Source organism: Paraburkholderia phytofirmans OLGA172, assembly GCF_001634365.1.
In the GTDB taxonomy this organism is placed as follows: Bacteria; Pseudomonadota; Gammaproteobacteria; order Burkholderiales; family Burkholderiaceae; genus Paraburkholderia.
This window is the reverse complement of sequence record NZ_CP014579.1, coordinates 3,381,780-3,407,632: the sequence shown is the minus strand read 5'-3', so window position 1 is coordinate 3,407,632 and position 25,853 is coordinate 3,381,780. Positions and strand designations below refer to the sequence as shown.

The 25,853-nt window shown below is 58.4% G+C and carries 19 protein-coding genes and 2 pseudogenes; 13 read left to right on the top strand and 8 right to left on the bottom strand.

Translation table 11 applies throughout. The annotated features are described in order from the left end of the window. Positions 1-87 precede the first annotated feature (87 nt). From AYM40_RS35110 to AYM40_RS35090, 5 genes and pseudogenes are all read left to right on the top strand, one after another. Complete coding sequence (locus tag AYM40_RS35110) at positions 88-3,207, top strand: type I restriction endonuclease subunit R (RefSeq protein ID WP_063500506.1); 3,120 nt, start codon at positions 88-90, stop codon at positions 3,205-3,207. 354 nt (positions 3,208-3,561) lie between these two features. After that, positions 3,562-6,759 (top strand): hypothetical protein, encoded by a 3,198-nt coding sequence (locus tag AYM40_RS35105; RefSeq protein ID WP_063500505.1) that lies wholly within the window; start codon positions 3,562-3,564, stop codon positions 6,757-6,759. An 82-nt stretch (positions 6,760-6,841) separates the two neighbouring features. Continuing rightward, positions 6,842-7,102, top strand: a pseudogene (locus tag AYM40_RS35100) (transposase); the annotation flags it as partial. A gap of 231 nt (positions 7,103-7,333) precedes the next feature. Continuing rightward, on the top strand, positions 7,334-8,689 hold the full coding sequence (locus AYM40_RS35095; RefSeq protein WP_063495238.1) for an IS110 family transposase: 1,356 nt from the start codon (positions 7,334-7,336) through the stop codon (positions 8,687-8,689). A gap of 15 nt (positions 8,690-8,704) precedes the next feature. Continuing rightward, positions 8,705-9,628: pseudogene (locus AYM40_RS35090) on the top strand (IS3 family transposase); the annotation flags it as partial. Positions 9,629-9,898: 270 nt separating this feature from the next. Here AYM40_RS35090 and AYM40_RS35085 read toward each other — a convergent pair. From AYM40_RS35085 to AYM40_RS35065, 5 genes are all read right to left on the bottom strand, one after another. Then, positions 9,899-11,845, bottom strand: coding sequence for a hypothetical protein (locus AYM40_RS35085; protein ID WP_063500503.1), 1,947 nt, complete (start codon positions 11,843-11,845; stop codon positions 9,899-9,901). Beyond that, entirely contained in the window at positions 11,842-12,402 is a 561-nt protein-coding gene (locus AYM40_RS35080; RefSeq protein WP_063500502.1) for a hypothetical protein, read from the bottom strand. The genes AYM40_RS35085 and AYM40_RS35080 overlap by 4 nt, the downstream gene beginning before the upstream one ends. Beyond that, complete coding sequence (locus AYM40_RS35075; protein ID WP_063500501.1) at positions 12,392-13,699, bottom strand: dsDNA nuclease domain-containing protein; 1,308 nt, start codon at positions 13,697-13,699, stop codon at positions 12,392-12,394. The genes AYM40_RS35080 and AYM40_RS35075 overlap by 11 nt, the downstream gene beginning before the upstream one ends. Before the next feature lie 872 nt (positions 13,700-14,571). Next, on the bottom strand, positions 14,572-15,327 hold the full coding sequence (locus AYM40_RS35070) for a DNA/RNA non-specific endonuclease (protein ID WP_063500500.1): 756 nt from the start codon (positions 15,325-15,327) through the stop codon (positions 14,572-14,574). Between the two features lie 370 nt (positions 15,328-15,697). Further along, positions 15,698-16,060 carry a DUF3564 domain-containing protein gene (locus tag AYM40_RS35065; protein WP_063500499.1) on the bottom strand — a complete coding sequence of 121 codons (363 nt, stop codon included), beginning with the start codon at positions 16,058-16,060 and terminating at the stop codon, positions 15,698-15,700. Positions 16,061-16,220: 160 nt separating this feature from the next. On the opposite strand from AYM40_RS35065, the gene AYM40_RS35060 reads away from it, so the two are divergent. Continuing rightward, on the top strand, positions 16,221-16,895 hold the full coding sequence (locus tag AYM40_RS35060; protein ID WP_063500498.1) for a DUF4410 domain-containing protein: 675 nt from the start codon (positions 16,221-16,223) through the stop codon (positions 16,893-16,895). Positions 16,896-16,934: 39 nt separating this feature from the next. On the opposite strand, the gene AYM40_RS35055 is transcribed toward AYM40_RS35060, so the two are convergent. Further along, the gene (locus AYM40_RS35055; protein ID WP_063500497.1) at positions 16,935-18,620 is read right to left on the bottom strand and encodes an acid phosphatase; all 1,686 of its coding nucleotides are present in this window, start codon (positions 18,618-18,620) and stop codon (positions 16,935-16,937) included. 133 nt (positions 18,621-18,753) lie between these two features. Next, the gene (locus tag AYM40_RS35050; RefSeq protein WP_063500496.1) at positions 18,754-19,041 is read right to left on the bottom strand and encodes a hypothetical protein; all 288 of its coding nucleotides are present in this window, start codon (positions 19,039-19,041) and stop codon (positions 18,754-18,756) included. 172 nt (positions 19,042-19,213) lie between these two features. Between AYM40_RS35050 and AYM40_RS35045 the strand changes: the two genes are divergently transcribed. After that, complete coding sequence (locus AYM40_RS35045) at positions 19,214-20,185, top strand: IclR family transcriptional regulator (protein WP_063500495.1); 972 nt, start codon at positions 19,214-19,216, stop codon at positions 20,183-20,185. A 103-nt stretch (positions 20,186-20,288) separates the two neighbouring features. On the opposite strand, the gene AYM40_RS35040 is transcribed toward AYM40_RS35045, so the two are convergent. Beyond that, complete coding sequence (locus tag AYM40_RS35040; protein WP_063500494.1) at positions 20,289-21,365, bottom strand: porin; 1,077 nt, start codon at positions 21,363-21,365, stop codon at positions 20,289-20,291. Between the two features lie 440 nt (positions 21,366-21,805). Between AYM40_RS35040 and AYM40_RS35035 the strand changes: the two genes are divergently transcribed. From AYM40_RS35035 to AYM40_RS35010, 6 genes are read left to right on the top strand one after another with little or no spacing between them, the layout of a single operon-like run. Beyond that, complete coding sequence (locus tag AYM40_RS35035; protein ID WP_020068683.1) at positions 21,806-22,120, top strand: non-heme iron oxygenase ferredoxin subunit; 315 nt, start codon at positions 21,806-21,808, stop codon at positions 22,118-22,120. Position 22,121: 1 nt separating this feature from the next. Continuing rightward, positions 22,122-22,433, top strand: coding sequence for a recombinase-like helix-turn-helix domain-containing protein (locus AYM40_RS35030; RefSeq protein WP_063500493.1), 312 nt, complete (start codon positions 22,122-22,124; stop codon positions 22,431-22,433). Positions 22,434-22,482: 49 nt separating this feature from the next. Beyond that, positions 22,483-23,580 carry an aromatic ring-hydroxylating oxygenase subunit alpha gene (locus AYM40_RS35025; protein ID WP_063500492.1) on the top strand — a complete coding sequence of 366 codons (1,098 nt, stop codon included), beginning with the start codon at positions 22,483-22,485 and terminating at the stop codon, positions 23,578-23,580. Continuing rightward, a complete protein-coding gene (locus AYM40_RS35020) occupies positions 23,573-24,349 on the top strand; it encodes an SDR family oxidoreductase (RefSeq protein WP_063500491.1) in 777 nt (258 codons plus the stop codon). The genes AYM40_RS35025 and AYM40_RS35020 overlap by 8 nt, the downstream gene beginning before the upstream one ends. 26 nt (positions 24,350-24,375) lie before the next feature. Further along, the gene (locus AYM40_RS35015) at positions 24,376-24,903 is read left to right on the top strand and encodes a cupin domain-containing protein (protein WP_063500490.1); all 528 of its coding nucleotides are present in this window, start codon (positions 24,376-24,378) and stop codon (positions 24,901-24,903) included. 39 nt (positions 24,904-24,942) lie between these two features. Continuing rightward, positions 24,943-25,833, top strand: coding sequence for an alpha/beta fold hydrolase (locus AYM40_RS35010; protein ID WP_063500489.1), 891 nt, complete (start codon positions 24,943-24,945; stop codon positions 25,831-25,833). The last annotated feature ends 20 nt before the right edge of the window (positions 25,834-25,853 follow it).

Here is a 25,853-nt window from a genome sequence, read left to right as displayed (position 1 = left end):
GCTTCGCCTGCCACCCAACGACAAGTCGACGACTCGCGAGGCGAGCCAACGCATCCTTTAAGAACAACAGACGATTCCGGGGAACGCATGAGCAACCTGCATCAAGAGCATCACTTCGAAGCGGAAATCTGTCAGCACCTGGGCGCCAACGGCTGGCTGTATGTCGAGGGCGATGCGGCACAGTACGACCGAGCCAACGCGCTCTACCTGCCCGACCTGCTCGTGTGGATAGAGGCAACGCAAGCCGACACTTGGCAACGCCTCACCAAGACCCACGGCCCGGCGCTCGAGGACCGACTAGCCGAGCGCGTGCGCAAGAGCCTGAACGAGCGCGGCACGCTGGACGTGCTGCGGCGCGGCGTGGAAATGCTTGGCCTGAAAGAGCCGCTGTCATTGGTGCAGTTCAAGCCGGCGCTTGCCATTAACCCAGCCATCCTGCAGCGTTACGCCGCAAACCGCTTGCGCGTTGTGCGCCAGGTGCGGAATTCGCCGAACAACCCGCTAGAAGAACTGGACCTCGTGCTATTCGTCAACGGCATCCCGGTTGCCACGGTCGAACTGAAGTCCAATTTCACCCAGAGCGTGCAGGATGCAGTGGACCAGTATCGCTTCGACCGACATCCGCATCCTAAGGCAGGCGTGGCAGAACCGCTGCTCAGCTTCCCCGGCGGTGCGCTGGTGCATTTTGCCGTCAGCCAGAGCGAAGTACTGATGTGCACGCGGCTGGCAGGCCCGTCGAGCGTCTTTCTACCCTTCAACCGGGGCAACGAAGGCGCGGCCGGAAATGCACCGAATCCAAATGGCTTCGCCACCGCCTACCTGTGGGAAGACGTCTGGGCTCGCGAGAGCTGGCTCGAAATTCTCGGACGCTATCTGATTGGCAAGCGCGACGACAAGAAGCAGCTCAAGAGCGTCATCTTTCCCCGATACCACCAGCTTGATGCGACCCGAAAATTGGTTGCCGACGCGCTAGCTAGGGGCGCGGGCGAGCGCTACCTTATCCAGCATTCCGCAGGCTCCGGCAAGACCAACTCGATTGCGTGGACGGCGCACTTCCTTGCTGACCTGCATGATGCTGAGCACAATAAGATGTTCGACAGTGTGCTGGTCGTGTCGGACCGTACAGTTCTCGATGCGCAGCTGCAGGAAGCCATCTTCGACTTTGAGCGGACCACCGGCGTGGTTGCAACCATCACGAACGAGCACGGCAGCAAGAGCGCCCAGCTCAGCCAAGCGCTAAAAGACGGTAAGAAAATCATTGTCTGCACCATCCAGACCTTCCCTTTCGCGCTGCAGGCGGTGCAGGAACTGGCCGCTACAGAAGGCAAGCGCTTTGCCGTCATTGCTGACGAAGCGCACAGCTCCCAGACGGGCGAAGCGGCGTCCAAGCTCAAGCAACTGCTGTCTGCCGAGGAGTGGACTGCACTGCAGGACGGAGGTGAAATCGATACTGAAGCGCTGCTCGCCGCGCAGATGGAAGCGCGCACCGGCGCAAAGGGCTTGACGTACGTAGCGTTCACTGCGACGCCGAAACAAAAGACCCTCGAACTCTTCGGTCGTCCCGGCCCGGACGGCCTGCCGCAGCCCTTCCACGTGTATTCGATGCGCCAGGCAATTGAGGAAGGCTTCATCCTCGATGTGCTTAAGAACTACACCAGCTATAAGCTCGCTTTCAAACTCGCGCACGACGGTCACGAGCTCGACGAGAAACAGGTCGAGCGTAGCACGGCGATGAAAGGCATCATGCAGTGGGTCCGGCTACACCCATACAACATATCGCAGAAGGTTCAGGTCGTTGTCGAGCACTACCGCGAGAATGTGCAGCCACTGCTCGACGGCCGCGCGAAGGCGATGGTAGTTGTGGCCAGCCGCAAGGAAGCGGTCCGCTGGCAGAAGGCGATTCGCGCCTACATCGAAAAACAAAACTATTCGTTGGGAGTGTTGGTCGCATTCTCCGGCGAAATCGATGACCCAGAGAGCTTTCCGACGCCGGTAACCGAAACCAGCAAGGAACTGAATCCGGGCCTCAAGGGCAGAGACATCCGTGATGCGTTCAGCGAACCAGGCTATCACCTGCTGCTCGTTGCCAACAAATTTCAGACCGGTTTCGACCAACCGCTGCTGTGCGGCATGTACGTCGACAAGATGCTGGGCGGTATCCAGGCCGTACAAACGCTCTCGCGCCTGAACCGCGCGCATCCGGGCAAGGACACCACCTACATCCTCGACTTCGTAAATGACGCCGGCGAAATTTTGAAGGCGTTCAAGACCTACTACGAGACGGCAGAACTCGAAGCGACGACGGACCCCCACAAGGTCTACGACCTGCGTGCCAAGCTTGATGCGAGCGGCAACTATGATGACTTCGAGGTCGAGCGGGTGGCAAAGGTTGACCTTGACCCGAAAGGAACTCAGGCGCAATTGGATGCGGCAATCGCTCCCGTCGCGGACCGCTTGCTTAAGCGCTACAAGTCCATGTGGCAGGAGCGAACCCATGCCGAGGAGCAGCATGATGACAAGGCCGCTCAGGCCGCAAAAGATGCCCTCGACGCGCTCGTTCTCTTCAAAAATGATATGGGCGCGTTCGTCCGCCTGTACGCGTTCCTGTCGCAGATTTTCGATTACGGCAATACCGACATCGAAAAGCGCTTCCTGTTTTTTAAGCGGCTGATACCGCTGCTGGAATTTGGTCGTGAACGCGATGCGGTCGACCTCTCCAAAGTGGTGCTGACTCACCATAACTTGCGAAACATCGGGAGACAGCCGTTGAATCTCGGGCACGGTGAATCACCAAAGCTCCCGCCGATGGATGCAGTCGGAAGCGGCTCCGTTCAGGATAAACAGCAGGCGTTTCTCGATGAAATCATCGAGAAGGTCAATGGACTGTTCGAAGGCGAGCTCACGGACGATGACCAGCTCGTGTACGTCAACGGCGTCATCAAGGGCAAGCTGCTCGAAAACGCTACCTTGGTGCAGCAGGCGATGAGCAACAGCAAAGAGCAGTTCGCCAGCTCACCAGACCTGAAAAATGCGCTGCTTCACGCCATCATGGATGCGTTCGAAGCGCACAGTGCGATGAGCACTCAGGCACTTGGTTCTGAGCGTGTGCGTGAAGGCCTTAAGGACATTTTGCTTGGACCAGCGCAGCTATACGAAGCATTGCGCGCCCGGTCGCCTGGTGCAGGCGAGGCAGCTACGTCCAGCTGAAAGGCCACTATCGCTTGAGGCCACTGCAGGAGCATACGCAAATCGCATGTCGGGACAACTCTGTTACCCGGTACAGTGCTCCGCTAGGCGCCTTAAACCAAAACTCGGGGAATAAACTTGGTTCAGCAAGCAGACAGCCTTTTGCAGCGCCACCGCCGGCCGTGGTCTATCGCGAGACAAGTTAATGCCGATGTCCGTGCCTGGATGTCTGCAAACGAAATCGTCCATCGTTTGAGGTATTCCATTGCGCGACGCGTACTTACGGCTGCGAGCCAGCGCCCCGTTGTCTACGTAGTCATTGTATCGGTGCTTTTCCTTTCTTGCGGTCTTGCGTCCCGCTTGGTTAGCGCAAGAATGCTTGAAGAACTAGGCGCCGGATGGAAGAGCGGTGACTGGGTGGGATACTTTCAGACGCTGTGGCAGGTTCAGGCCACTATCGTCGGGCTCGTCTACCCCTTCGTAATTTCCTTCGTTACCTTCCTGCTGCAACGTCGCGCGTCCGGAAGTGCGCAACTACATATATACCTTTCGGATTCCGGCGCACTCGTTGCCGGTCTAAGCTCGTTTGCTCTCGCCTTGGCAATGCCGGTTCAATATATTCTTATCGTGCATTGGCCGGTCTTTGGTGGCTTGCGTTGGGCGTCCGTCGACACAATGTGGTTTGTGGTAAATGGTCTGTTGACGCTGTGGTTTCTCTTCCGCACAGTCGCATTCATCCGTCCGGACCAGCAGCAAGACATCGTGACGCAATACGCGGTGAATTCTGCTTTGTCGGTTGAAGTAAGAACTCAACTTCGGTCGCTCTATTTGCTCAACTCGCAGGGGCTTGGGTGGCTTCCCGGAAAGTCATACGCACTGGCTAAAAAATCTGGGGGACCAGTTGTCGCGATGGGTCTCGCCGGATATGACCGTGGCTCCGCCCAGCTGATACGCAAATTCACTACGCGCGTCCGCGTGAAAAATGTACGGGTCATCTTGCTTGGAGCGACTATCAATGGGTGGTTGAAGAGAAACGTTCGGGAAGCTAGACAAAGAACCGCATCTCCAATCGCTTCTGCAAGAGAGCCAGCTCTTTTCTTCCCGTTTGGTGGAAGCAGCGAGTTCGAAGAGGGAACGGTCGTCCTCTGCCGCGTAGAAAACGGCTCCGACCTCTCGAAGCTCGAGCGCTTGCTTTTGCGTCTGAGCATCAGTTTCATCAAAGTAAGTTCCGAGGGCACGCGTCTCACAACTGGAGAAATCCTGAGTGAACTGGCGAGCGACGCGCGCGCGGCGCTCCTGGAGCGTGACACAAATGCTTTCGAGACTAAGTACAGCGAACTCGTCAGGCTGCACCGGACGCTACTCGATGCATCTGTTTCTACTGATGCACAAGCGCTTGTTGCCAGCTACGCTCTACTGGAGTCGCGAGTGTTCCCCTTCATAGCGATGCATGTGGGTTGGGGGCGCCCTTACCTCGAACTGGCGAAGGCTGCGGTCGAATGCCTGCCGTACGAGGCCCAAGCAATTAAAAGAATGTGTTACGTCGGAAGACATGTTTGCAATGCTTCGTCGTTGACCGGTCAGCCAATGCAGATTCGTGAACGCCTGATGTCATTGAGTGTTGACGTTTATCGCGTAATTGGAGATTGGTGGCAAGCTAAGGCCGGCGAACACCTTGGGGTTGCCGGCGGCCCTGATAATCGGCTGCGATTGTCGGGACCGTTGGGGGCAGCGTACGAGTCGGTTTCAACATACATCGTGGGTGCATGGGAAGCCGTTCGCGAAGACTTGGTTCGATTCGGCCGAGGCGAGGAGACTCGAACCGGTGACGCATGGAAGGAGATGCTATCGCTTGCATATAGGCATATGGAGCGGACAAGCCACTTGTTGCTGGCCTCCGTAGTGCGGGGGGACGAGTGTCAGGCTGAATGGTTCTCAGATTCTATGGGTAAATGGTGGCATCAGGCCGTCAGTTTGCATAACCCATCCTACTATCTTCTAGGTAAGACTGATTTTTTGACAGTTCACGACGTTCCGATGGATTGGAATGCAATCGCCAATGCCTTCGGAATTAGCGAAAACGAACTGGAATTTTATCGCGCCAGAAGCGTTGACCTTCCCGGTGAAGTGTGTCAGGCGGCTCTACAGAACGCGTGGCGTGATGTTGAGCTAGTGACGATGTTGGTGCTTATCTCGTGGGCTCTAACAAATCCAGACACCAAAGACCAATCGCTTGCCTTACACATAGCTGGTGGCTGGGTTGCAGGAAAGATGTGGCGGGAAGGTGGCGGTGGCACTTTCCCGCCCCCGCAAATCGATGCTCAGGCGCTGCTCACCGCGTTCATCAGACAGCAGGTCAGCGGTAGCTTCCAAAGTGGCTATCGCGGACGCCTCGATGGGGTAGTGGCATCAGCTGCCGAACTCAGACGCGAGGAGATGGTTCCTGGTCGAATCTATTCCGCAAGAGGTTTCAGCAGCATGGAAGAGCTGATAGACGCGCAGTTGATTTTGCTATTGGTATTCTCCGGCACAGACTGGCGGCCTGGCGCGAGTCTTAATCGGCAAATTGCCGTATGGACCGGCATGGATTTCGCAAAGGTAGAGGATATCCGCCGTTTGCTGAGCACTATGGTCGAGCGGTTAAGAACGAGCGGTGGGACCTTTCATTTGACCATTACTGAGCACTTTTTTGCCGCCCGGCATGCGACCCATACCGTAGCAGACGGCACGGCTCGAGTAATCAATGTGCTTGAAGGGATTCTTGAATCTACTGGTGCACAGCAAGCCGAGGCGGAAGCGTCCGCTCCGCTAAGTGAAGTCGCGATACTCTCTGTTGCGGCGGCAGCATCGGCGACCGGCTTTCATAAGGACGGCGGTGGGTTCCCTATATCGTTGTTCCAGCGGGTGAGCTATCGGCCGCAAGAGGGAAAGCGATTCACGCTCAATGTTGTTAAGCAGCGAAGAGGCGAATTCACTGAGCCGCGTATGGCCCCTGTGGCCATCAATCAAAATGAGGTCTTTGCTGACGCGATAGCAAGTCACGTGGGCTTGATTTTGCTAAATGACGTAATCGTTGAGCTTCCTGCTCGCCATATTCATGCAATCGACGAAGCGTCCTACTGGCAGACTTTCATAGTCGAATCTGGTCGGATTAGGCAGGACGGTAGTACGCCAATACTCGTCGTAGCGAATACAGGGCAACCAGAATGGCTGTTTCAGTGGTTATATGACCAGTCGACATCCGAGTCGGCCAAGCCCGCAGACATGCATGTCGCGTGGCCGTCGAAACGCGAGGCGGGTGGCCCACTGGCCTACATAAACGATGTCGCCCTCTACGTTGCACCCATTCCACCGGAAGAGTCTTGGATACTGTCTGCCGAGGCGTTTCTGTCCGTAGAATTCACGGAGTTTTCACCTGGCGTCTTCGTTCATGTAGCACTCGTACCCGACGCAGCAAGTGCCAATCTCGTCGACGTCCAGCTCGGCTTCGAACGCAACGTCGTTACGAATCCAGTGGAACTCGTTCGCATAGCCCACGGTCCAGATAGAACTCAAGAAGGCCCCCGTCCGTGAATTGGGCACCGCAAAACCATGAGCTTGCCCCCGAAAAACGAATCCCTTGCTGAGCAGGTAAACTCAAGCAAGGAGAAGAACGATGACAGGCAAGGCAAAGCGGGCACAGTACACGCTCGAATTCAAGCTGGAAGCCGTGCGACTGGTCAAGGCCGGACAAAGCATGGCGGCCGTGGCGGCGACACTGGGTGTTGTTGAACAGACGCTGTACAACTGGATAAAGGCTGAGCGGGAAGGCAGGCTGGCGGGCGCTGGCACGAAGCCTGTGAGCCCAGAACAGATGGAACTGGCGCGGCTGCGTGCGGAAGTGGCTCGCCTGAAGATGGAGCGGGATATTTTAAAAAACCGCCCTACGCGCTTGCGCGCGCCCCTCATGAGTAGAAACTCCCGGGGAGTACACTCGATGCACGCAGAGACAGTGGCCGTAAGCTTCTTGGAGGTATGAACCCCGTCAAAAAACCTGGCCCAGGGGAAGCTGCGGACTCATCTGTGGCGGCGTCTTCGGGCGACCCCGTTTAGGAAATTGATCTATTCCGAGTCCCCGTCCTGCGCCTGATTATCCAGGAGGTGGGTGATGCCAAAAGACCGAACACGATCCAAGCCCTCAGGGTTGCCGATCATTCATCCGTTTGCAGCCGGTATTGATATCGGTTCACGGTTCCATGTTGTCGCCGTGAGTCCAGATCTGTGCGACGAGCCGGTGCAGACATTCCAGGCATTTACGAGCGATTTGCAACGCATGGCGGACTGGCTCGTCGCGACCGGCACAAAGACGGTTGTGATGGAATCGACCGGCGTGTACTGGGTCGCCGCCTACGAGGTGCTGGAGTCCCGGGGCCTTGAAGTCGTTCTTGCCAATGCACGCGAGGCGCGCGCAGTCCCTGGAAGAAAGAGTGATGTCAACGACGCACAATGGCTGCAGCGACTGCACGCGTGTGGGCTACTACGGGCAAGTTTCCGGCCTGGGCGCGACATCGCGGAATTACGCGCATACCTGCGTTGCCGCGAAAGGCATACTGACTATGCCGCCGCGCATATCCAGCACATGCAGAAAGCGCTGACCTTCATGAATATCCAGTTGCACCACGTGATCACGGATATCACGGGCGTCACTGGAATGCGGATCGTCCGCGCGATCGTCGCCGGCGAACGCGATCCAGACCGGCTGGCGGCGATGCGCGACGTCCGCTGCAAGGAAAGCCTTGAGACCATTCGTAGTGCACTGGTGGGCAACTACCAGCCCGAGCACGTATTCGCCTTGAAGCAGGCGCTTGCGCTGTATGACTTTTACCAGCGGTGTATCGACGAGTGCGATGTTGAGATCGAACGCGCTGTCGCGATTCTCAATATCGCTCACCCGATTCCGGATGCGCCGTTGCCGAAGGCGAAGCATCGCAGCAAGCTGCCCAGCGATCCCAACTTTGATGTGCGCACGGCCATGTACCAACTGGCGGGGACCGACCTGACGCAAATTCACGGCATCGGCCCATTCCTTGCACTGCGCCTGATTGGCGAATGTGGAACGGACTTGAGCCGATGGCCAACCGCCAAACATTTCACTTCATGGCTCACGCTTTCGCCCGGCTGCAAGATCAGCGGTGGCAAGGTGCTGTCATCGCACACGCGCAAAACAAGCAGTCGCATCACAGTCGCCCTGAGGCTTGCGGCGGTGACCGTTGGAAGAAGCAATACCGCGCTTGGTGCATTCTACCGGCGCCTCGCCGGGCGCATCGGCAACGCCAAGGCCGTGACCGCGACGGCGCGCAAGATCGCTGTCCTGTTTTATAACGCGATGCGCTATGGCATGGACTATCGCGACCCGGGTGCGGATCATTACGAGCAGCAGTACAGGGACCGCGTCATCAAACAGCTTCATCGCCGCGCGGCGCAATTTGGGTATTCACTGCAACCTCAGGACTCGCCAGCGTGAAGGTGTGTTTCTTAGGAAAGCCGCAGCGTACTTCGCGAAGGAGTCGATGTGAAGTGCGCGTTCATTGACCGGAATCGACACCACTGGCCAGTTTCAGTACTGTGTGAAGCGCTCGAAGTCAGCCCCAGCGGATATCATCAGCGCCAGCAACGCAGCGCCAAGGACAAGCCGCAAAGAGGCTACATGAGCAACGATGCCCTGCTCGCGCACATCAAGGCGATTCACGCGCAGGTCAAGGGCGAATACGGCTGGCCGCGCATGTGGAAGGAACTGCTCGCGCGCGGCGTGCGCGTGGGCAAGGAGCGGGTTCGCAAGCTGATGGCGCAGCATGGCATTCGTGCACGGCACAAGCGCAAGTACATCGCGACGACGAACTCGAATCACAACCTGCCGGTTGCACCGAATCTACTGGGGCGCGACTTCACGGCGTCGGCGCCGAATCAGGTCTGGACGAGCGATATTACCTATCTGGCGACAGCCGAAGGCTGGGTGTACCTCGCGGTCATCATCGACATGTTCAGCCGGCAGGTGGTGGGCTGGTCGATGCAGCCGCACATGAAAGCGGAGTTGGTCACAGACGCGCTACGCATGGCGTGGTTCCGGCGTCGCCCCGAGGCTGGTGTAATCGTGCATAGCGACCGGGGCAGCCAGTATTGCGGCGGCCTGTTCCAGGACACGCTGAAGGCCTACGGCATGCGCTCGTCGATGAGCCGACGCGGCGATTGCTGGGACAACGCGCCGACGGAAAGCCTGTGGGGTTCGCTGAAGGTAGCTCGTATGCATGGACGACACTTCACCACGCGGCGTGCTGCAATGGATGAGGTGATTGACTGGCTGAGCTTTTACAATACACGCCGGTTGCACTCGACACTCGACTACGTCAGTCCCATGACATTCGAGAAAAACTGGTTCGCGGCTCAGCAGGGACGAGCCGCATAATTCCCTCGGTTATGGGATTCGCGGAACGGGGGCAAGGTCACCACTTGATGAAATATCTATCCCATAGAGCGAGTCTAAGAATAGGCGTGCGTTGTTCAGGCAGCGCTTGCGATATACGGATGTTTCCACTTGCTACCTGTGTTCTTGACACAGCTCAAGACCATCCTAGCCACCTTCACCTCGAACGGGTCGAAGTCGTTTCATTCATTGGTAATGCGGCACATCACTAAGCCGCTTCCGGGAACCTCGTCGGAGTGGCAGTAACTTTAACTATTCATCTATGAGGTACGAAACCAACGGCGGATTGTCACCGCTGCCTCTCATCATATGCCGCACCTTGATATCCATTTCAGGCCCGTCACTTGGAGCCGTGTATTCGTTGTCGATGATTACAAACTGCGTACCCGCGAGTTCACTGGATGCGAGGCGGTAGACGAAGTCGTAGAAAGCCGCAATGACCTCGGGGTTTTCAATGGAGCTAACGTTCTTCGTGGCAGTGTCGATGACCAGCACGCTCGGTAGCCGCGAACCGATGGCGGCAGCCAGTCGATGAAGAGCCAAAGCGAAACATGTCTTGAACAGACTTTTCATGCCGCCGCTTCCAGCATTCGCGAATGACAGGGCGACGAAGTCCCCGCCCTTGCTTAGCATGATTTGCGGAGTGAAGTTGGATGGGTCGATTTCCACATGATAAGAAGCCCTGACGTCAGGGAATTTCACCTCAAGCAGGCAATCTAGAAACAGCTCTCCAAGTTTCTCAATGTTTTTTGCGTCGCGAAACGTAGTCTCTCGCAACTTATCCAAGCGGATGCGCAACTCACTCTCTTTCCCCGCGAGAGTTTCAACCAGTTCACTTTGCTCTTGCAAGATGTCCGGTAGCTTCCGATTGTGGAGCAGGCTATTTAACTTCTGCTCTAAGGTGGCGATGACGCGTTCGTTTTCGACCGCCTGTGATAGGAAGGCGGAGTCGTAGTCTCGAAGCTGTTCAGATAGCGCCGTCTCGCATAGCATGCGCTCTTGTTTCAGTTCGTCGGTACGCAGGACAAGCCGACGCCGTTGCGTCCGCATCCGCGATAGGACGTCTGTCAGTTCCTCGAGTCGCGCTTTCAGGTCTTGCGAAACTACATCTTCGCGCAGGTTGTTGCCACCTTCTACAACCCGGTCCGCCTGCCCGCATACGGAGCAGCAATCTTCGTCGCGCGGTGGCAGGGACTGAGTACATCGAGGACAACTTCGGAAGTCAACGCCGGCCAACACGCTTCGAGCGGCGGCGTTGCGCTGAAATCTAACAGAGAGCATTCTCAGTTCGTTGCTGTGGCGAATAATTTCGTCAATTCGCTCACCCAACTCGGTGCTTGCTTCCTCGGTCGAAGCGACCTCTGAGGCGAGACTTCGAACCCGTGCTCGAATACCGTCGACAGCGTGCGGTAGCGGCTGCCGGGCGCTCCGTGCTTCACGCGCGTATCGTCTTGCAATATCGATTGCTGACTTTGTCTCTTCGATGCGTCCTTCAATCTCGATAACGTCGTCGAACCCTGCTTGTGCGAGCGCTTTCTGCAGAGCTTCTGCGGAAGCAGCTCGGGCAAGACGGTCCTCTCGCACAGCTTGGAGCTGAGATTCTAGTTCAGCCACACGCTCTTGCTTATACCCAAGCAGGTAGCGAAGTGTATCGACGCTCTTTCGACTCACGGCGAAGTTGTCGGAATTAAGTCTGAAAAAGCTGTTGTCCATCGTATCCTGGTCCAGATAGCAGAACAGGTACAGGTCACGGAAACTTAGTCTTTCAAGATGTTCATCCGACATTCCCTTTCGTCGTCGGACTTTAGGTTGCTCAATGTTCGACAGATAGAATAGAAGGTCAGAGAGCACTTCGACACCGGTCGACGGTAATACCTCTCCCGCCCCTTTACGGGCAGGTAGGGTCAACTGCAGCGTGTCTTCGTCAAGCTTCCAGGCCGCCACTACCATGCCGGAATCGCGAGTGCGACTGATAGTTAGACTGGTATCGTTTAATGCAATTTCGAGTGATGCAGAAACAAGTTCCTTTTGTAAAACGGGTGTCCATTCCACTTTGGCGCCAAGACAGAAGTCAATTAGGCGCGCGATGCTCGACTTTCCTGAGCCGATGGGGCCAAAGAAATAACTAACTTGAGGAAACGTAATAACTTCAGACGCTCTGCGAAACTCGAGGTTAAGCTTTTCGAAACGAATGTTCATATTTTGATTTCCTGACCCCATTTCATGTCGGTAATTTCCGGAAACGTGTCGTAAACAAAGTCTTTCAATGCGGTGCCGCTTTTCGTACCAAATCGCTTGGCGACAACGGATGCTCGGTCGGCTACGGCTTCCAAGGAACCGTCAGCGGTCAACTGCTCCGCGATTTCGTGACCGAGTGGCGTAAGCCATATCTGAACGGTCTTTCCTATAACCCCGACTTCAACAAGACTCCGAGCAGCCATAAGAGATACCCACCGCCGGTACCGATGGTCCCATGGACCGTATCGGAATCGAATCATCTTGCTTTCAATCGTGGTACGTTCGAACTCGCGGACATGAGCTTCCTCCGCAGACCGTTGTGAAGCCGTAAGAGCACGTTCAAGACAATTTGGGTACCGTAGCAAAAAGTCGAGTTTCGCTAGCTTCGTGAGTCCTTCCATCGGTTTGTTTCTCTGACCCTCGCCAGAGTGTGCTTCGAGGAGCAAGAGCAACCGTCCAATATGGAAGTCGTCATCGCGTTCGGTGGCAGCCAACGCTCTTGCTAGTTCAAGCGCCATCGACGGCTCCATCGTCGTCGTCGTCCAACGGGACACCCCATGCGAAGCGGCAGCTTCCCGACAACATGGCCGCTACACCGAGCAAAGTGTCCTTGGGCTCGTTTTCGACTTTGTCCGGCTCGTTTTTAGCTACTTCTCCAAGGCGCTCGAGAATGGTTCTGTAGATGAGCGGCCCGCGCTTTCGTTCGTCAGATTCTATGCATGCTAACGCTTCAGCATCTTTGCACTCGGTGAGGACGGCGCCTTCTAGTTGATTCGCAATCTCGTCAAAATTTTCGGCGTCACTGATTGCTCTTGCCAATAGGCGACTTTCGGCTGACATTGCGCGGGACCATATGGATTCGAATTGGCCCTCGATATATGCATTTCGCATCTTCCGATGCAGGACGTCACGCTGACCCTTGACATTGCCGAGAGGAAGACCGCCTCCAACATTTATGTATCGAAAGGCGGATTGTCTTGCGTTTTCAATACACGTTCTTGCCGACTCGAGCGTTATGCACTTGCCACGTAACGAGACGTCTGGCCTGCCGTTCGCCTCGATGTAGGCGAAGACTCCATCGAGCCCGCCGGTGGGAATACCGCTCGCGGTTTCGACAAGGCCCATCAACTCGTCGCAAACCTGTACAAGTTTTTTGTTGTGAAGCGAAGCGCAGTCAGGAAGGGCGGGAATCACCTTGGCAATCATCGTGTCTTCATAGCCTCGGAGAGGAGGTCCTCTGCGGAACATAACTCGTCGCATAACTCCGAACAGTACAGCGGCCGGCACTTGAGCGGCCTTGGCGAGGCGGTCGAATGCGGTTTGGTAAGGATTCGCTACTTCGCTTGGGGCATTCGCCTGAATGCAAGCCTCGCGAAGTCTCATCGGGCTGCTCATCAAGGTCTTTAACTTTTTCGCGCTCCTGTCGGGGATATAGACGCCAGCGTTCGAGAAGAAGTGGTATTGGTCTATTCTGGGTCCGTGCTGTTGCTCAATGGAGCAAAATCGTGAAATAGCGTGAACAAATGCTGCATCTGTGACCAACCAGTTTGCGTTCTCACTGCTGTCAGTCTTGACTTGAACTGCCCAAAACTTGCCCGTCGAGAGCTCGACTAGGAAGTCGTCGTGGTGTTCGCACCAGATTGCCGAGACAGCCGAATTCCCCCGGAGTGCTTGCACCAGTAGGTAGACGCCAACTGCCCACTGATATCTGAAACGGTCTTGAGTCTCATCTCCCCTGTCGACGGGGGAGGTCGGTAAGCCGTCGAGTTGGTCCGGAAGGCCGAGGGCAACGTCCTCTTCGGAATTTCGGTGCATTTTCGAATTGGTCTCTTTCCACGCACTACGTTGGGTTTTTCGCTAAATTTTTGGACGATGCAACGCAGATAGTATATGCCTCTCGCAGTTTCTAAGATTGACCTCCGCCCGTCCAATAACTCTTCAATGGAAGCAAAACAGTCTCTTCATCTGGCAGCGCGAGCCTCCTGACAAGGTCAGGCTAATTCTGGCGGGACGAGTAGAGCTCCCCATGAATGTCTAATTCGAAACAGCGTCAACTCGGCACGACTAAAAACCGTTAGGTTGCAGAGCCGTGGAAAAGTTGCCATTCGGCAACTGCGTGGGGACAACCCATGGACAAGGCCGGAAAACCCGGAACCCGCCGGGTTTCCCGAAGCCTTGCCCACCGGTTGCCCCCACTTTCCCACAGCGGCCGGCGGTCCGCCACGCAACGGCACGACCACGACGTTTCATAGATATTTTCAGCACAGACCGAACCAAACCCGCCCCGGAGGTTTGTGCAAGTCGCGGTTGCGCGCGGATAACGTTTTGGCTACTTTTAATGCACGGCGCAAAACCCAAAGCGGTCATTCGATATCAGGCTTGATTCATTGCGTGATGCGATGCGCTTTTAGCGCGCGTCGAGAATGCTGCATCGATGGCAGACCGCTGCGGGGTTAGCTTCGTTGGGACAGCCTTGCGTTCCTGAAGACCACCAAACTGGAGTATTCGCATACTCCGCTTATGTACATTAGCGACCCGAATTGCCAACCGGTGCAGCGCGGAAATTCAGTTGGCGTTCGTAGCCTGCGCCGGGCCAGGCCCCACGTCGCAACTATGCTACGGCCACTGAGAGTCCATTTTTTCCTGGTGACAAATGGACAGAGGCGAATTTCCTAACTGGCTGATATTTAAAAAGAAAATGCGTGTCCATCAGGGCGTACTTGTGCGTGCGGGCTCTCCGGAATACCCGGAAAACGGATGCCCGAGGCCGCCTCGAGTTCGTGAATCGTCCTCATGTCGTAACGGTTGGTCGAGATGTTGTCCACGATCACCGCGAACGCCATCTGCCGGGACGGCACGTAGACCACCTTGAACAACTGAGTCGGCACGAAGACGCGCGTCGGTCCGATGGTCTGCAATTGCTGGCCGCTGAAAATCGGCCCGGTGACCACATAGGTATCGTCGTACGACATTGCGATCTTACGCACCGACGTTTCGATGCGCGCCCACAAGCGCTGATTGTTCTCGCGGTTCTGTGGCACGACGTTGGCCAGCGAAAACGATTGTGCCATCGCTTCCTGATTCCAGCGATTGCCTGCCGGGCTCATATGCCCGCGATCGAAGCCGCTGCGCTTATAGTCCGCGAGCGTTGCGCCTTCACCGTCGGGCAAACGCGCATCTTCGAAGAATTTGTTGGTACGAACCATATCTTTGGCGGCTTCGATATGCTCGCGCGTCAGATGCTCGGCGGACCACAGCGGACCATGCGTGATACCCGAATGCAGCACCGCGAAATCGCTATAGCAAAGCATGCGCGTTTTCGGGGCCATCTTCTGATTGGTCAGAACCGGCCATTGCGCATTCGGGGTGAACTGGGTGCAGGAAGGCGCCGCGCTCGCGTGAGCGGCAACGGCGAATAACAGACAGGCAAACCACTTCTTCATGTGTCGGTCAGTCGAGGGATGGGGGCGCAAGTATAGCGTCGCGAACCCATATCGAGCGACGTGAAACACAGGAAAACACGGGGGAAGGAAGAGGTTTTTTGCGCCGCGCCCACAGCGATGAAAATGGTGCTAGCGCATGGAGCGGATAACGCCCACAGCAAAAAGGCCCACACCAAAAAAGCGGGCCGCTTTGCAGCGACCCTAATGCGTGGATTTAAAACTCTACGCGCGCAAACTTAAGACCGGCTTAAGCGCGCGCGATGCAGCGTATGACGTGTGTTGAAGGTCGAACTCGCGCACGAAGCCACCCACGCTCAGGCGGCGTGGTATGTGCGAGTAAAAATTTCGACCGGCGAAAAAGCGCCGGAACTTAATTACCGAATACGCTGTGCTCAGCGTGCACGTTCTGGCGGTCGACAGCTTGCAAGCGCCAGAAGCCGCGGGTCGGCGCGCGCGTGGGCAAGGCGGTCCACGCTGCGGCGCCTTGCGCCGCGCTCACGCGCTGCTTGCGATCAACATGCAATCCGCGCAGCGTACACAGCGGCGCGTCCGTGCTTGGCGCACAGAGGGTGGTCACGCCATTGTCGTCGTCGTGTAACTCGCCCCACGGGGGCAGATCGATCCCTTGATGCGCTTCTCTCGACCACCGGTGTTCATCGGTGTCGAGCCATAACACAGCGTAATCGTGGCTGACGGTGGGATCGGAACCGTTGATGAGGATGGTCAGGCGCATAGCAGTTCCGTACAAATTGCGAAGCATGGCTTTAACAGTCTATGCCGCAACGCGTGTTATGCAAGGCAAAAAGGTATGACGATCGGGCACGAAAAAACTTACGCACCGCGCATACGGCTGTACGATAGCCGCGTCTATGAGACATTCGCGGAGGCGCGCCATGCTGGGTCGATTTCTGCAACTCACGATGGTGGCGGGATGCCTGGGCGCGGTATCGACGCTCGGTGCGGCGGCGGACAGCACCCCCTTTGCAGCGCCGGCGCCGATCGTCTATGTGTCCGACTTCGAACTCGACGTGGCCAACGTGAAACCTGACAGCGGACCGGGTCAACGTGTGCGCCGCCTGCGCGGTCTGCTGCCGAGCGGTCCGGGACCGTTGGGCCAGGACAAGAATCCCGAGGATCACGCCAGGGACATCGTGAACGAGATGGCGGACGCGCTGACTGCGGATTTGAAAAAAGGTGGCGTCGACGCGCGTCGCATTGCACCCAGTCAGCCACTACCCGCAGCGGGTTGGCAAGTGCGCGGCGTGTTTCTGAGTGTCGACGAAGGCAATCGTCTAAGACGTGCGATGGTCGGTTTTGGTGCGGGTCAGAACGATATTCAGGTAGCGGTATCGTGCGACAGCCTGGGGACGGCTGATTTGCCGCCGCTCTATCAGGCCGTCGAAGAGGCCGACAGCAAGGGAAAGCCTGGTGCGGCGATCAAACTCAATCCGTACGTGATCGCGGCCAAGTTCGTGATGGCGAGCGGCGACGAGAAAAAGACGATCAAGAAGACCGCACAAGAGATTTCGGACTCGGTAATTGCGAAGCTGCACGGGGTGGCGCAGTGATTGACGTGCTGCTGCCCACCCCTGAGATAGTTAAGCGACTCAGGCCAGATCCAACGTACCCGTCAAATCCCCAAGCGGCGCCAAGCCATTCTGTGCAAAAGCCCGATCTCGTGCGACAACCCCGTCGAGTGGCGCCAGCCCATGCACGCGGCTAATCAGGCGAAGAATCGAATTGGTGTCGTACACCGTATGATCGACATAGCCCTTCTTCGCCAACGGCGAAATCACCAACGCGGGAATTCGCGATCCCGGCCCCCAACGGTCGCCCTTCGGCGGTGAGACCGGATCCCACCAGCCGCCGTTCTCGTCCACCGTGACGACCACGACCGTATTGGCCCATTGCGGGCCGCGCTGAATATGCTCGATCACATTCGCGATGTGACGATCCCCCGATGCGACGTCGGCATACCCCGCATGCATGTTCAGATCGCCCTGCGGCTTGTAGAACGTGACTGGCGGCAAACGCCCCGCATCGATATCGGCGATCAGGCGGTTGGTGGAGGCGTCGTCGCCGAGGCCCGCATCGCGCAGATACTTGCGCCGCGCGGCAGTGCCCGGTGCGTAATGGATGAAGTAGTTGAACGGCTGATGGTGGTACTGGAAGTCAGGCACTGCGCCCGTGTCCTGATGCTCCAACGCGTACTGCCACGCACCGCTGTACCACGCCCAGTCAATGCCCTTGTCCGTTAGACGGTCGCCGATCGTCGCGAAGTTTTGCGGCGGCAGTACGCGCGGATTCGACGGATCGGCAAAGGCGGGATTGCCGCCTTCGGCCGGACGCACGTTACTCGGCTGGTAGGGCGGCGCCATCGTGTTGACGGCGTAGCCGTCGGCGGTAAACGCGCCGTCGTTGACGAATTTCGGCGGACCGTCGAGCGCGGAAGGGGGAGAGTCGGCCGCCAGCTTGAGCCGCGTGCCGGTCGGATCGTCTCCGTCCACCACCGAGACCATCTTCTTCGCCGGACTGTTGTGGATGTCGGGATAGAACGGCGCCTGCGCCGCGATCAGAAAGATGTGGTTCAGCCACGAACCGCCGAAGGCGGCCATAAAGAAGTTGTCGCACAGCGTGTATTGCTGCGCGAGATTCCACAGACGCAGCGTGTCGGCGGAATTGCGGTAATGCCCCATGACCAGGCCGCCGGAATCGCCCCATGCGGCGAACTGATTGTTGCGCCCGGCGTTGATCTGCATCTGGTTCTGATAGAAGCGATGCACCAGATCGCGCGTGATTACGCCGTTCGGCAGCGGCGCGCCTTGCGCGTCGGCGATGTGGAACGGACCGTTGCGCAAGTTGCCAATGTCCTTCTGACCGATCATGTAGCGCTTGCCGTCCACCTCCTGCGCTTGCGGCACGAGGCCGCCCCAGATTGCTGGCAGGCGCGGCAGCGGCGTCTTGCCGTCGCGATCGAGTTGCAGATAACGCTCCGCGCTCACCGCGTCGAGTGGATGCTGGACGCCGGGAAAGTTGCCGTACAGGTTCGCGAAGCTGCGGTTCTCGGCGTAGATCACCACGATCTGCTTGACCTGGTCGCGTAGCGCGGCGTCGAGCCGCAAGTCTGCGGCACTGCGCGGCGCCGTGTCGCTCGCGGTACTTTGCTCGGTCTTGCAGCCGGTTAGCGCGAGTCCGATGCCGACCGCCGCAAGCCCGGTCAGGACACGGCGGCGCTCGGGATCGTCGGGGGCGTTGTCGGGGTTCGGCGGCAGGGTGGAGTCGTTGTCTGTCATCGGTAGGTTTCGTGGTTAGCGTGACGGGCGCATAACAGCCAGATAGAGCGAGATAACTGCGGCTCGGGGCGGCGTGCGCGCGGCACCGGGTTCAGAGTCTCGGAGTCGAGGTGGCCGGACGGTTCCGGCACAGCTAAGGTAATCGTCGCTTCACGCGCCAACTGTTGTGCGTCGAATCGACGGCGAGCAGAAGCCATTGTCTGGCGTCCACAGGATGACGCCTCCGCGTAGCGTAACCGTCAACGGTCAATTCGAGTTCGTCGAAAGTCCGCCGATGGCAGGTGGCATGCGCGCCGGAGCCGTCCGCGAATTCGACTATAGCCTCGGCCTCGCGGGCCGGTTCGGGCAGGTGCGCGATATGCACTGCGCAGCCCGGATAAAGATGTGAGTCGGCAACCTGGATCTGAACGGAATCGGACATGAGCGTGGCCTCCGGACGCCTGGCGGGAGTCAACGCGCGGCAGTGAGACCTTGCGCGATGGACCGCACCAAAGGATAGCACCGAGCGAAACGATGGCGGTGGCGCGGAAGGCCGCATGCTTCGCGCTATCATGTTGACCTGTACCCGATGAACAGCAGAAACGGCAGCCAAGATGGCAAAAGAAGAGCAGACAGGAGCGGGACGCAAGCACTCAAGGCCACGTGGTGCGACAGTCCCGGCTTCGCAGGACGATGCGGCATTGTCCCGCGCGGATGGCGCCGATGCCCCCGATTCCAGCGATGAAGAGAGCACCGGCGGATCGACTTATCTCGTGCCGGGGCTGGAGCGCGGCCTGCGCATCCTCGCGGAATTCAGCGCGCGCGAGCCGATTCTGGGTGCGCCCGAATTGTCGAAGCGCATCGGCATTCCGCGCACCACCACATTTCGTCTATTGCAAACGCTCGAAGCTTTAGGCTTTCTCGAGCGCGTGAACGGCGATCGCTACTTTCGTCTGAGCGTCGCGGTGCTGCGGCTCGGTTTCGAATACTTGAGTTCGCTCGAACTCACCGACGTCGGCACGCCGATTCTCGAACGTTTGCGCGACGCGACCGGCCTCAGCACGCATCTGCTGATCCGCGACCAGCGCGACGTGGTGTTCGTCGCCAAAGCGCAAACCCATGAGCCGATGTTCAGTTCGGTGAAGGTGCATGTCGGGACGCGTCTGCCGGCGCATGCCACAGTCCATGGTCAGGTGCTGATGGGCGATTTGAGCTTCGACGAATTGCGCCAGTTGTACCCCGAGCCGCAACTCGAACGTTTCACCGAACGCACGCCGGCGACTGTCGAAGAACTGTATGGGAAAGTGCGCGAAAGCGCGGCGCTCGGTTATGCATTGAGCGAAGCGTCTTTCGAACGAGGGATTTCGGTCGTGAGCGCGCCGGTGCGCGATCAAAGCGGCAAGATCACGGCCGCGCTGACGGTCACCATTCCACGTTCCGATATCGGCGAAGCGGAAGAACGGGAGCCGCTCATCATCGCGGTTTGCCAGGCGGCGCTCGAGTTGTCCGAGCGGCTCAGCTATCGTCCGCGGCCGGATGATCCGACTGCGGCTCAAGCGCGTCGCAAGCCGGTTGCGGCGAACTGAACCGGCTTCTGTTTTCGCTTATATAAAACGGCCCGGGTGCGTAAGCAGCCGGGCCGTTTGCTTTACGGCGTCGACGTTGGCAGCGACACCGACATGACTGACATCAGAACGAGTGGTGGATACCCGTCAGAATAATCGTCTGGTTCCGGCCGCTCGACACACCCGCCGTAAAGAACGCGGCGTCCGTATTTGAGCCTGCGCGCTCATACAGCGCATTCACATACAACTGCGTCGACTTCGACAGCGCGTAGATATCGCCGATCTCGAACTGCGTCCAGCGATGGCCGGCCAGGGTCGTGGTCGCGGCGCCGCCGGCAACGCTGTTGAACGGCGTGAACTGGTAGTTCGCACCCACGTCGTAGCTCTGATACGTGTCCGAATGGCCGGGCGACTCCAGCTTCACACGCGTGTACAAACCATGCACCAGCAGCTTGCCGAATTGATATGACGCGCCCGCGCCCATGTTCTCGACCTTGTCCGCCGTGTAGTTTGCCGCGGCGACACCCTGGAAGTGGGTGATGCCCGTCGTCACGATCGAGGGTGTACGGTCGTGCTCGTTCGCATAGGTCGCGCCGGCTCTGAACGGACCATTCGCATAACTAAGTGCAAAGCTCAGTGTCTTGCCGGTCGAGAAGTTGGTCGTGTTGCCAAGACCCATCATCGCGCCGACCGAGAAGCCGGCGAAACTCGCCGAGCGGAACTTCACCGAATTGTCGAATGGCACCACGCCCGTGTCGGCGAGTTCGTCGATGTTGCCCGGGTGGAACGCGTACCAGCTCGCGGCCTGATAACCCGTGCTAAACGGACCCAGCACGTCGAAGCTGAACGGCGTTTGATGGCCGAGCGTCACAGTGCCGATCTGGTCCGAACTCAAGCCCACGAACGCCTGGCGATTGAACAGCGCGCCGGCTTTGGCGAACGCCCCCGTGTTCGTATAGAAGCCGTTTTCCAGCTGGAAAACCGTCTTCAGACCAGCGCCCAAATCCTCAGCGCCCCTCAGGCCCCAGCGGTCCGGCTGCATGTTGCCTTGCTCCTCGATCCACTTCGAATGGCCGCCTGCATTGCTGATATACGCGATACCGGAATCCAGGCTGCCGTATAACGTCACACTGCTTTGCGCCCATGCGCCAGTCGTTGCGCAGATTGCCGTCAAGCCGGCCGCCGCAATGATGTGCTTCACCGTTGGTTCTCCTGATCACACGACGGATAGCTCGCGCCGATTTCGTCGTCCCTGATCCTTGCTTTGGGTTGAATGCAGCTTCGGGTTTATGCGCCAAAACCGCACCTCTTTATGTTCCACCTATGGGCCTTTGTATCGCCTATGGAAAATTATAGTGAGTCTAGGCGTGGTCAAAGTAAATTTTCGGACCCCGTACAAACCCGTATGCGGGCTTGGCTATTCGTCTGAAAATTATGGCAAAACCGAAGCCCATAAAGGCTTTCAAGCAAATTCGGCCATTCACGTCAGTTCACGGAAAGCTGTCTTGTGGATGCCACAGTCGGTGTTTTCCCCTACCGGCCCAGATTTCTATTTTCTCTAGCCGAAGCCACTCCTATAATTATCCATACACGAACTGATGTTCCGTATATGGAACATATAGCTTCAGGAGAAGGCGAGAAATGACTGAACAATGGCGCTGCGCCGGCCATGCCGGCGACCTGTCCGAAGACGCGCCGCTCGAGTTCAAACTCGACGGCACCGAAATCGGCATCTACAAGGTGGGCGATGCGCTGTACGCGCTGGAAAACGTCTGCCCCCATGCGTACGCGTTGCTGACGCAGGGCTTTGTCGACGGCGACACCGTCGAATGCCCGCTGCACGAAGCCGTGTTCCATATCCCGACCGGCAAGTGCTTGAAAGAGCCCGGTGGCCGCGACCTGAAGATGTACTCGGTACGTCTCGCCGGCGAAGAAATCCAGATCAAGGTGGAATGACATGCGAGAGCAAACCGTGAACTTCAATCCCTTCCTGAAGCCGTGGCTCGCGCCGCAGCCGAACAATGTCGCCGGCAAGGGCGTGATCGAGAAGCCGGGCGAGGCCGAAAACTTCGTCTGGCAAACGCGTAAAGCGGAGCCGACCCAATACGAAAACGATTTCGGCGATGCGCTCGAACAGGTTTTCGAAGCCGGCGCGAATGAGTTGCAAGAAGTCGTCGACGGATTGAACCGCATGGGCTTCCGCACCCCGGAAGGCAACACGTGGGACGCCGACCGCCTCGCCGCCGAATTCCGCCTGCTCGCCGAATAAGCGCGCTTTCCCGAACACGTTTCACCGCTTTCGCATCCGGAGTCTCTTCATGACGTCCCCCAATACAACGACTCAAGCCGCGGCCGACCCGATCCAGTCCTATCTGAACCGTGGCCTGCGCAACTACTGGTATCCCGTTGCACCGAGCTGGCAAGTCGGCGGCGCGCCGGTCGGCATCACGCGCCTCGGCGATCAGATCGTGCTGTGGCGCGGCAAGGAAGGCAAAGTCCGCGCGCTCGAAGACCGCTGCCCGCACCGTGGCGCGCGTCTGTCGCTCGGCTGGAACCTTGGCGGCAGCGTTGCGTGCTGGTATCACGGCATTGAAATCGACGGCGGCGGCACGGTTACCAAGGTCCCGGCCGTCTCGAACTGCCCGCTGGAAGGCCAGAAGTGCGTGAAGTCTTATCCGGTCGAAGAGCATGCTGGCGCGATCTTCCTGTGGTTCGGCGACGACGCCCATCAAGAACCCGCGCCGCTCGTGCTGCCGGAAGAACTGGTCGGCGAGGAATACGCGAACTTCCTGTGCATGTCGAACTGGAAGTGCAATTACCAATACGCGATCGACAACGTGATGGACCCGATGCACGGTGCCTATCTGCACGCGACCTCGCACTCGATGGCCGAAGGCGACAAGCAGGCCGACATGCGCGTGCGCAAGACGGAAACCGGTCTGATGTTCGAAAAGGTCGGCCAGCGCGACGTGAATTTCGACTGGGTCGAACTCGGCGAAACCGGCACGCTGTGGATGCGCCTCGCGATCCCCTACAAGAAGAAGTTCGGCCCGGGCGGCAACTTCGGGATCATCGGCTTCGCGGTGCCTATCGACGAAAACAATTGCCAGGTTTACTTCTGGCGTACCCGCAAGGTGTCGGGCTGGCAGCGCGACGCATGGCGCTTCATGTACCGCAACCGCCTGGAAGGTCTGCATTGGGACGTGCTCGAGCAAGACCGCTACGTGCTGGAAAGCATGGCGCCGAATGCGCGCAATCACGAATTCCTCTATCAGCACGACGTCGGCATGACGCGTGTGCGCCGCATGCTGCGTCAGCGCGCGCAGCAGCATTTTGCCGATCTGGACGCGCATCGCGCTCGGGCTGCTCAGGCCGGCAGCGCTCAAACCGAAGCAGCAGGCCACAGCCATGCATAACGAAGCGTCACCGGCATTGTTAGCACTCAAAGACCGGCGTGTCCTTGTGACCGGCGGCGCGCGCGGTCTCGGCGCAGCGTTTGTTCTGTCGCTGGTGCAAGCCGGTGCGCAAGTCGTATTCGGCGACGTGCTGCATGACGAAGGGCGTGCGCTCGCTGCGTCGCTGGTCGAGCAAGGACACGCGGTGACGTATCTGCCGCTGGATCTCGCTGATCCCGCCAGCATCAAGCAGTTCGCGGGTCAAGCCGCGGCTCGACTCGGCGGCCTCGACGCACTGATCAACAACGCGGCGATCACCAACTCGGGCGGAAAGTTTGCCGACGAGTTGTCGGTCGATACGTGGGACGCCGTGATGAACGTCAACGTGCGCGGCACGTGGCTGATGAGCACCGCCGCATTGCCGTATCTGCGCGACTCGGGCCGCGGCAGCATCGTCAACATTGCGTCGGACACGGCGATGTGGGGCGCGCCGAAGCTGCTCGCGTATGTCGCGAGCAAGGGCGCCGTGATCTCGATGACCCGCTCGCTGGCGCGCGAGTTCGGCGCACATCAAGTGACGGTCAACGCGATCGCGCCGGGCCTCACCGAAGTCGAAGCCACCGCTTACGTGCCCGCCGAGCGTCACGAGTATTACCTGCAAGGCCGAGCGCTGACGCGCGCACAAGTGCCCGACGACGTTACCGGGCCGGTGCTGTTCCTGTTGTCCGATGCCGCGCGCTTCGTGACCGGCCAGTTGCTGCCGGTCAACGGCGGCTTCGTGATGAATTGATCTTGTCGAATCGAAAGGAGAAAGAGATGGCGGATGCCGAACTCGAACGCAATTCCTGGGACCAACCCGCGGACGCGAGCTTCGCACAATGGTTGGACAGCCGCGTCGCGCGCCTGGAAACGCGTCGCTATGACTGGGACGCGCTGAAGTTTCAGGCCGACTACGACCCGAAATATCGCCGTGCGCAAATGCGCTATGTCGGCACGGGCGGCACGGGTGTCGCGAAGGACGTGAACACGGTGCCCGCGGGCGGCTTCACGTTTTCGACGATGGTGATCCCGGCCGGCAACATCGGCCCAAGCCATATTCATATGGATGTCGAAGAAATTTTCTTCGTGCTGCGCGGCAAGATGAAAGTGATCTGCGAGAAAGACGGTGAAACGTGGGAAGCCGTGCTTGGCGAACGCGATCTGATTTCGGTGCCGCCGGGCGTGTATCGCACGGAAGTGAATATCGGTGAGGAAGACGCGTTGATGTGCGTGATGCTCGGCGCAGCCAAACCGATCACGCCGACGTATCCGCCGGATTCACCGCTGGCCAAGCTCAAGCGCTAAGCCCTCAACGTCGCTTTGAAATCACCCGCGAAGGAAATCATGTCCGCAGTCCCGTCCGCTACCGTCGATCAGAACGCTACGCTCGAAGCATGCCTTGCACGCTTTCCCGCGCAGCAAATCCGGCTGGCATCGCAACGTGCGGTGAGCTATCGCGATGTGGATAGCGCCGCAAGCGAAGCACTGCCTTTGGTGCTGCTTCACGGTATCGGCTCGGGCGCGGCTTCCTGGGTTCAGCAGTTTGAAGTGCTGGGTGAGACGCGTCGTGTGCTGGCATGGGATGCGCCAGGGTATGGCGCATCAACACCTGTAGAAGCCGATTCGCCCGCTGCAAGCGATTACGCAACTGTACTAAAGGATTGGCTCGACGCGCTTGGCATTGAACGCTGCGTGCTGCTGGGGCATTCGCTTGGCGCGATCATGGCTGGTGCGTTTGCCGTGACGAATCCGCAGCGTGTGGACGGCTTGCTGCTGTTGTCGCCGGCTCGCGGTTATGGCGCTTCGTCGGCGGAAGTGCGCGAGACGAAACGCGATCAGCGTCTCGCCATGATTAACGAACTCGGCCCGCAAGGTCTCGCCGAACAACGCAGCGCCAACATGTTGTCCGCGCATGCGAGCGACGAAGCGCGCGCATGGGTGCGCTGGAACATGTCGCGCGTGATTCCGCACGGTTATGCGCAGGCAACGCATCTGCTAGCCAATGCCGATCTCGCCAGCGATCTTGCGCGCTACCGAGGCCGCATCAACATCGCGGCCGGTGCAGACGACGCCATTACGCCCCCCGAAGCCTGCGAGCGACTCGCTCTCGCCGCCGGCACCAAACTGCAGGTCGTGCCACGCGCGGGGCATGCAGGTTACATCGAAGCACCCGCCGCGTACACCGCGATCATCGACACGTTCTGCCGCGCGAGCGACGGACAACGGAGCCAATGAATGACGTCCGACACGCATGA

Bases quoted from the DNA above. Each gene is read 5' to 3' on its own strand.
- AYM40_RS35050 (WP_063500496.1), bottom strand. From the start codon at position 19,041: ATGTCCGATTCCGTTCAGATCCAGGTTGCCGACTCACATCTTTATCCG.
- AYM40_RS35010 (WP_063500489.1), top strand. From the start codon at position 24,943: ATGTCCGCAGTCCCGTCCGCTACCGTCGATCAGAACGCTACGCTCGAA.
- AYM40_RS35045 (WP_063500495.1), top strand. From the start codon at position 19,214: ATGGCAAAAGAAGAGCAGACAGGAGCGGGACGCAAGCACTCAAGGCCA.
- AYM40_RS35070 (WP_063500500.1), bottom strand. From the start codon at position 15,327: ATGAAGAAGTGGTTTGCCTGTCTGTTATTCGCCGTTGCCGCTCACGCG.
- AYM40_RS35065 (WP_063500499.1), bottom strand. From the start codon at position 16,060: ATGCGCCTGACCATCCTCATCAACGGTTCCGATCCCACCGTCAGCCAC.
- AYM40_RS35060 (WP_063500498.1), top strand. From the start codon at position 16,221: ATGCTGGGTCGATTTCTGCAACTCACGATGGTGGCGGGATGCCTGGGC.
- AYM40_RS35110 (WP_063500506.1), top strand. From the start codon at position 88: ATGAGCAACCTGCATCAAGAGCATCACTTCGAAGCGGAAATCTGTCAG.
- AYM40_RS35030 (WP_063500493.1), top strand. From the start codon at position 22,122: ATGCGAGAGCAAACCGTGAACTTCAATCCCTTCCTGAAGCCGTGGCTC.
- AYM40_RS35025 (WP_063500492.1), top strand. From the start codon at position 22,483: ATGACGTCCCCCAATACAACGACTCAAGCCGCGGCCGACCCGATCCAG.
- AYM40_RS35105 (WP_063500505.1), top strand. From the start codon at position 3,562: ATGCTTGAAGAACTAGGCGCCGGATGGAAGAGCGGTGACTGGGTGGGA.
- AYM40_RS35075 (WP_063500501.1), bottom strand. From the start codon at position 13,699: ATGCACCGAAATTCCGAAGAGGACGTTGCCCTCGGCCTTCCGGACCAA.
- AYM40_RS35085 (WP_063500503.1), bottom strand. From the start codon at position 11,845: ATGAACATTCGTTTCGAAAAGCTTAACCTCGAGTTTCGCAGAGCGTCT.
- AYM40_RS35020 (WP_063500491.1), top strand. From the start codon at position 23,573: ATGCATAACGAAGCGTCACCGGCATTGTTAGCACTCAAAGACCGGCGT.
- AYM40_RS35055 (WP_063500497.1), bottom strand. From the start codon at position 18,620: ATGACAGACAACGACTCCACCCTGCCGCCGAACCCCGACAACGCCCCC.
- AYM40_RS35035 (WP_020068683.1), top strand. From the start codon at position 21,806: ATGACTGAACAATGGCGCTGCGCCGGCCATGCCGGCGACCTGTCCGAA.
- AYM40_RS35015 (WP_063500490.1), top strand. From the start codon at position 24,376: ATGGCGGATGCCGAACTCGAACGCAATTCCTGGGACCAACCCGCGGAC.
- AYM40_RS35080 (WP_063500502.1), bottom strand. From the start codon at position 12,402: ATGGCGCTTGAACTAGCAAGAGCGTTGGCTGCCACCGAACGCGATGAC.
- AYM40_RS35095 (WP_063495238.1), top strand. From the start codon at position 7,334: ATGCCAAAAGACCGAACACGATCCAAGCCCTCAGGGTTGCCGATCATT.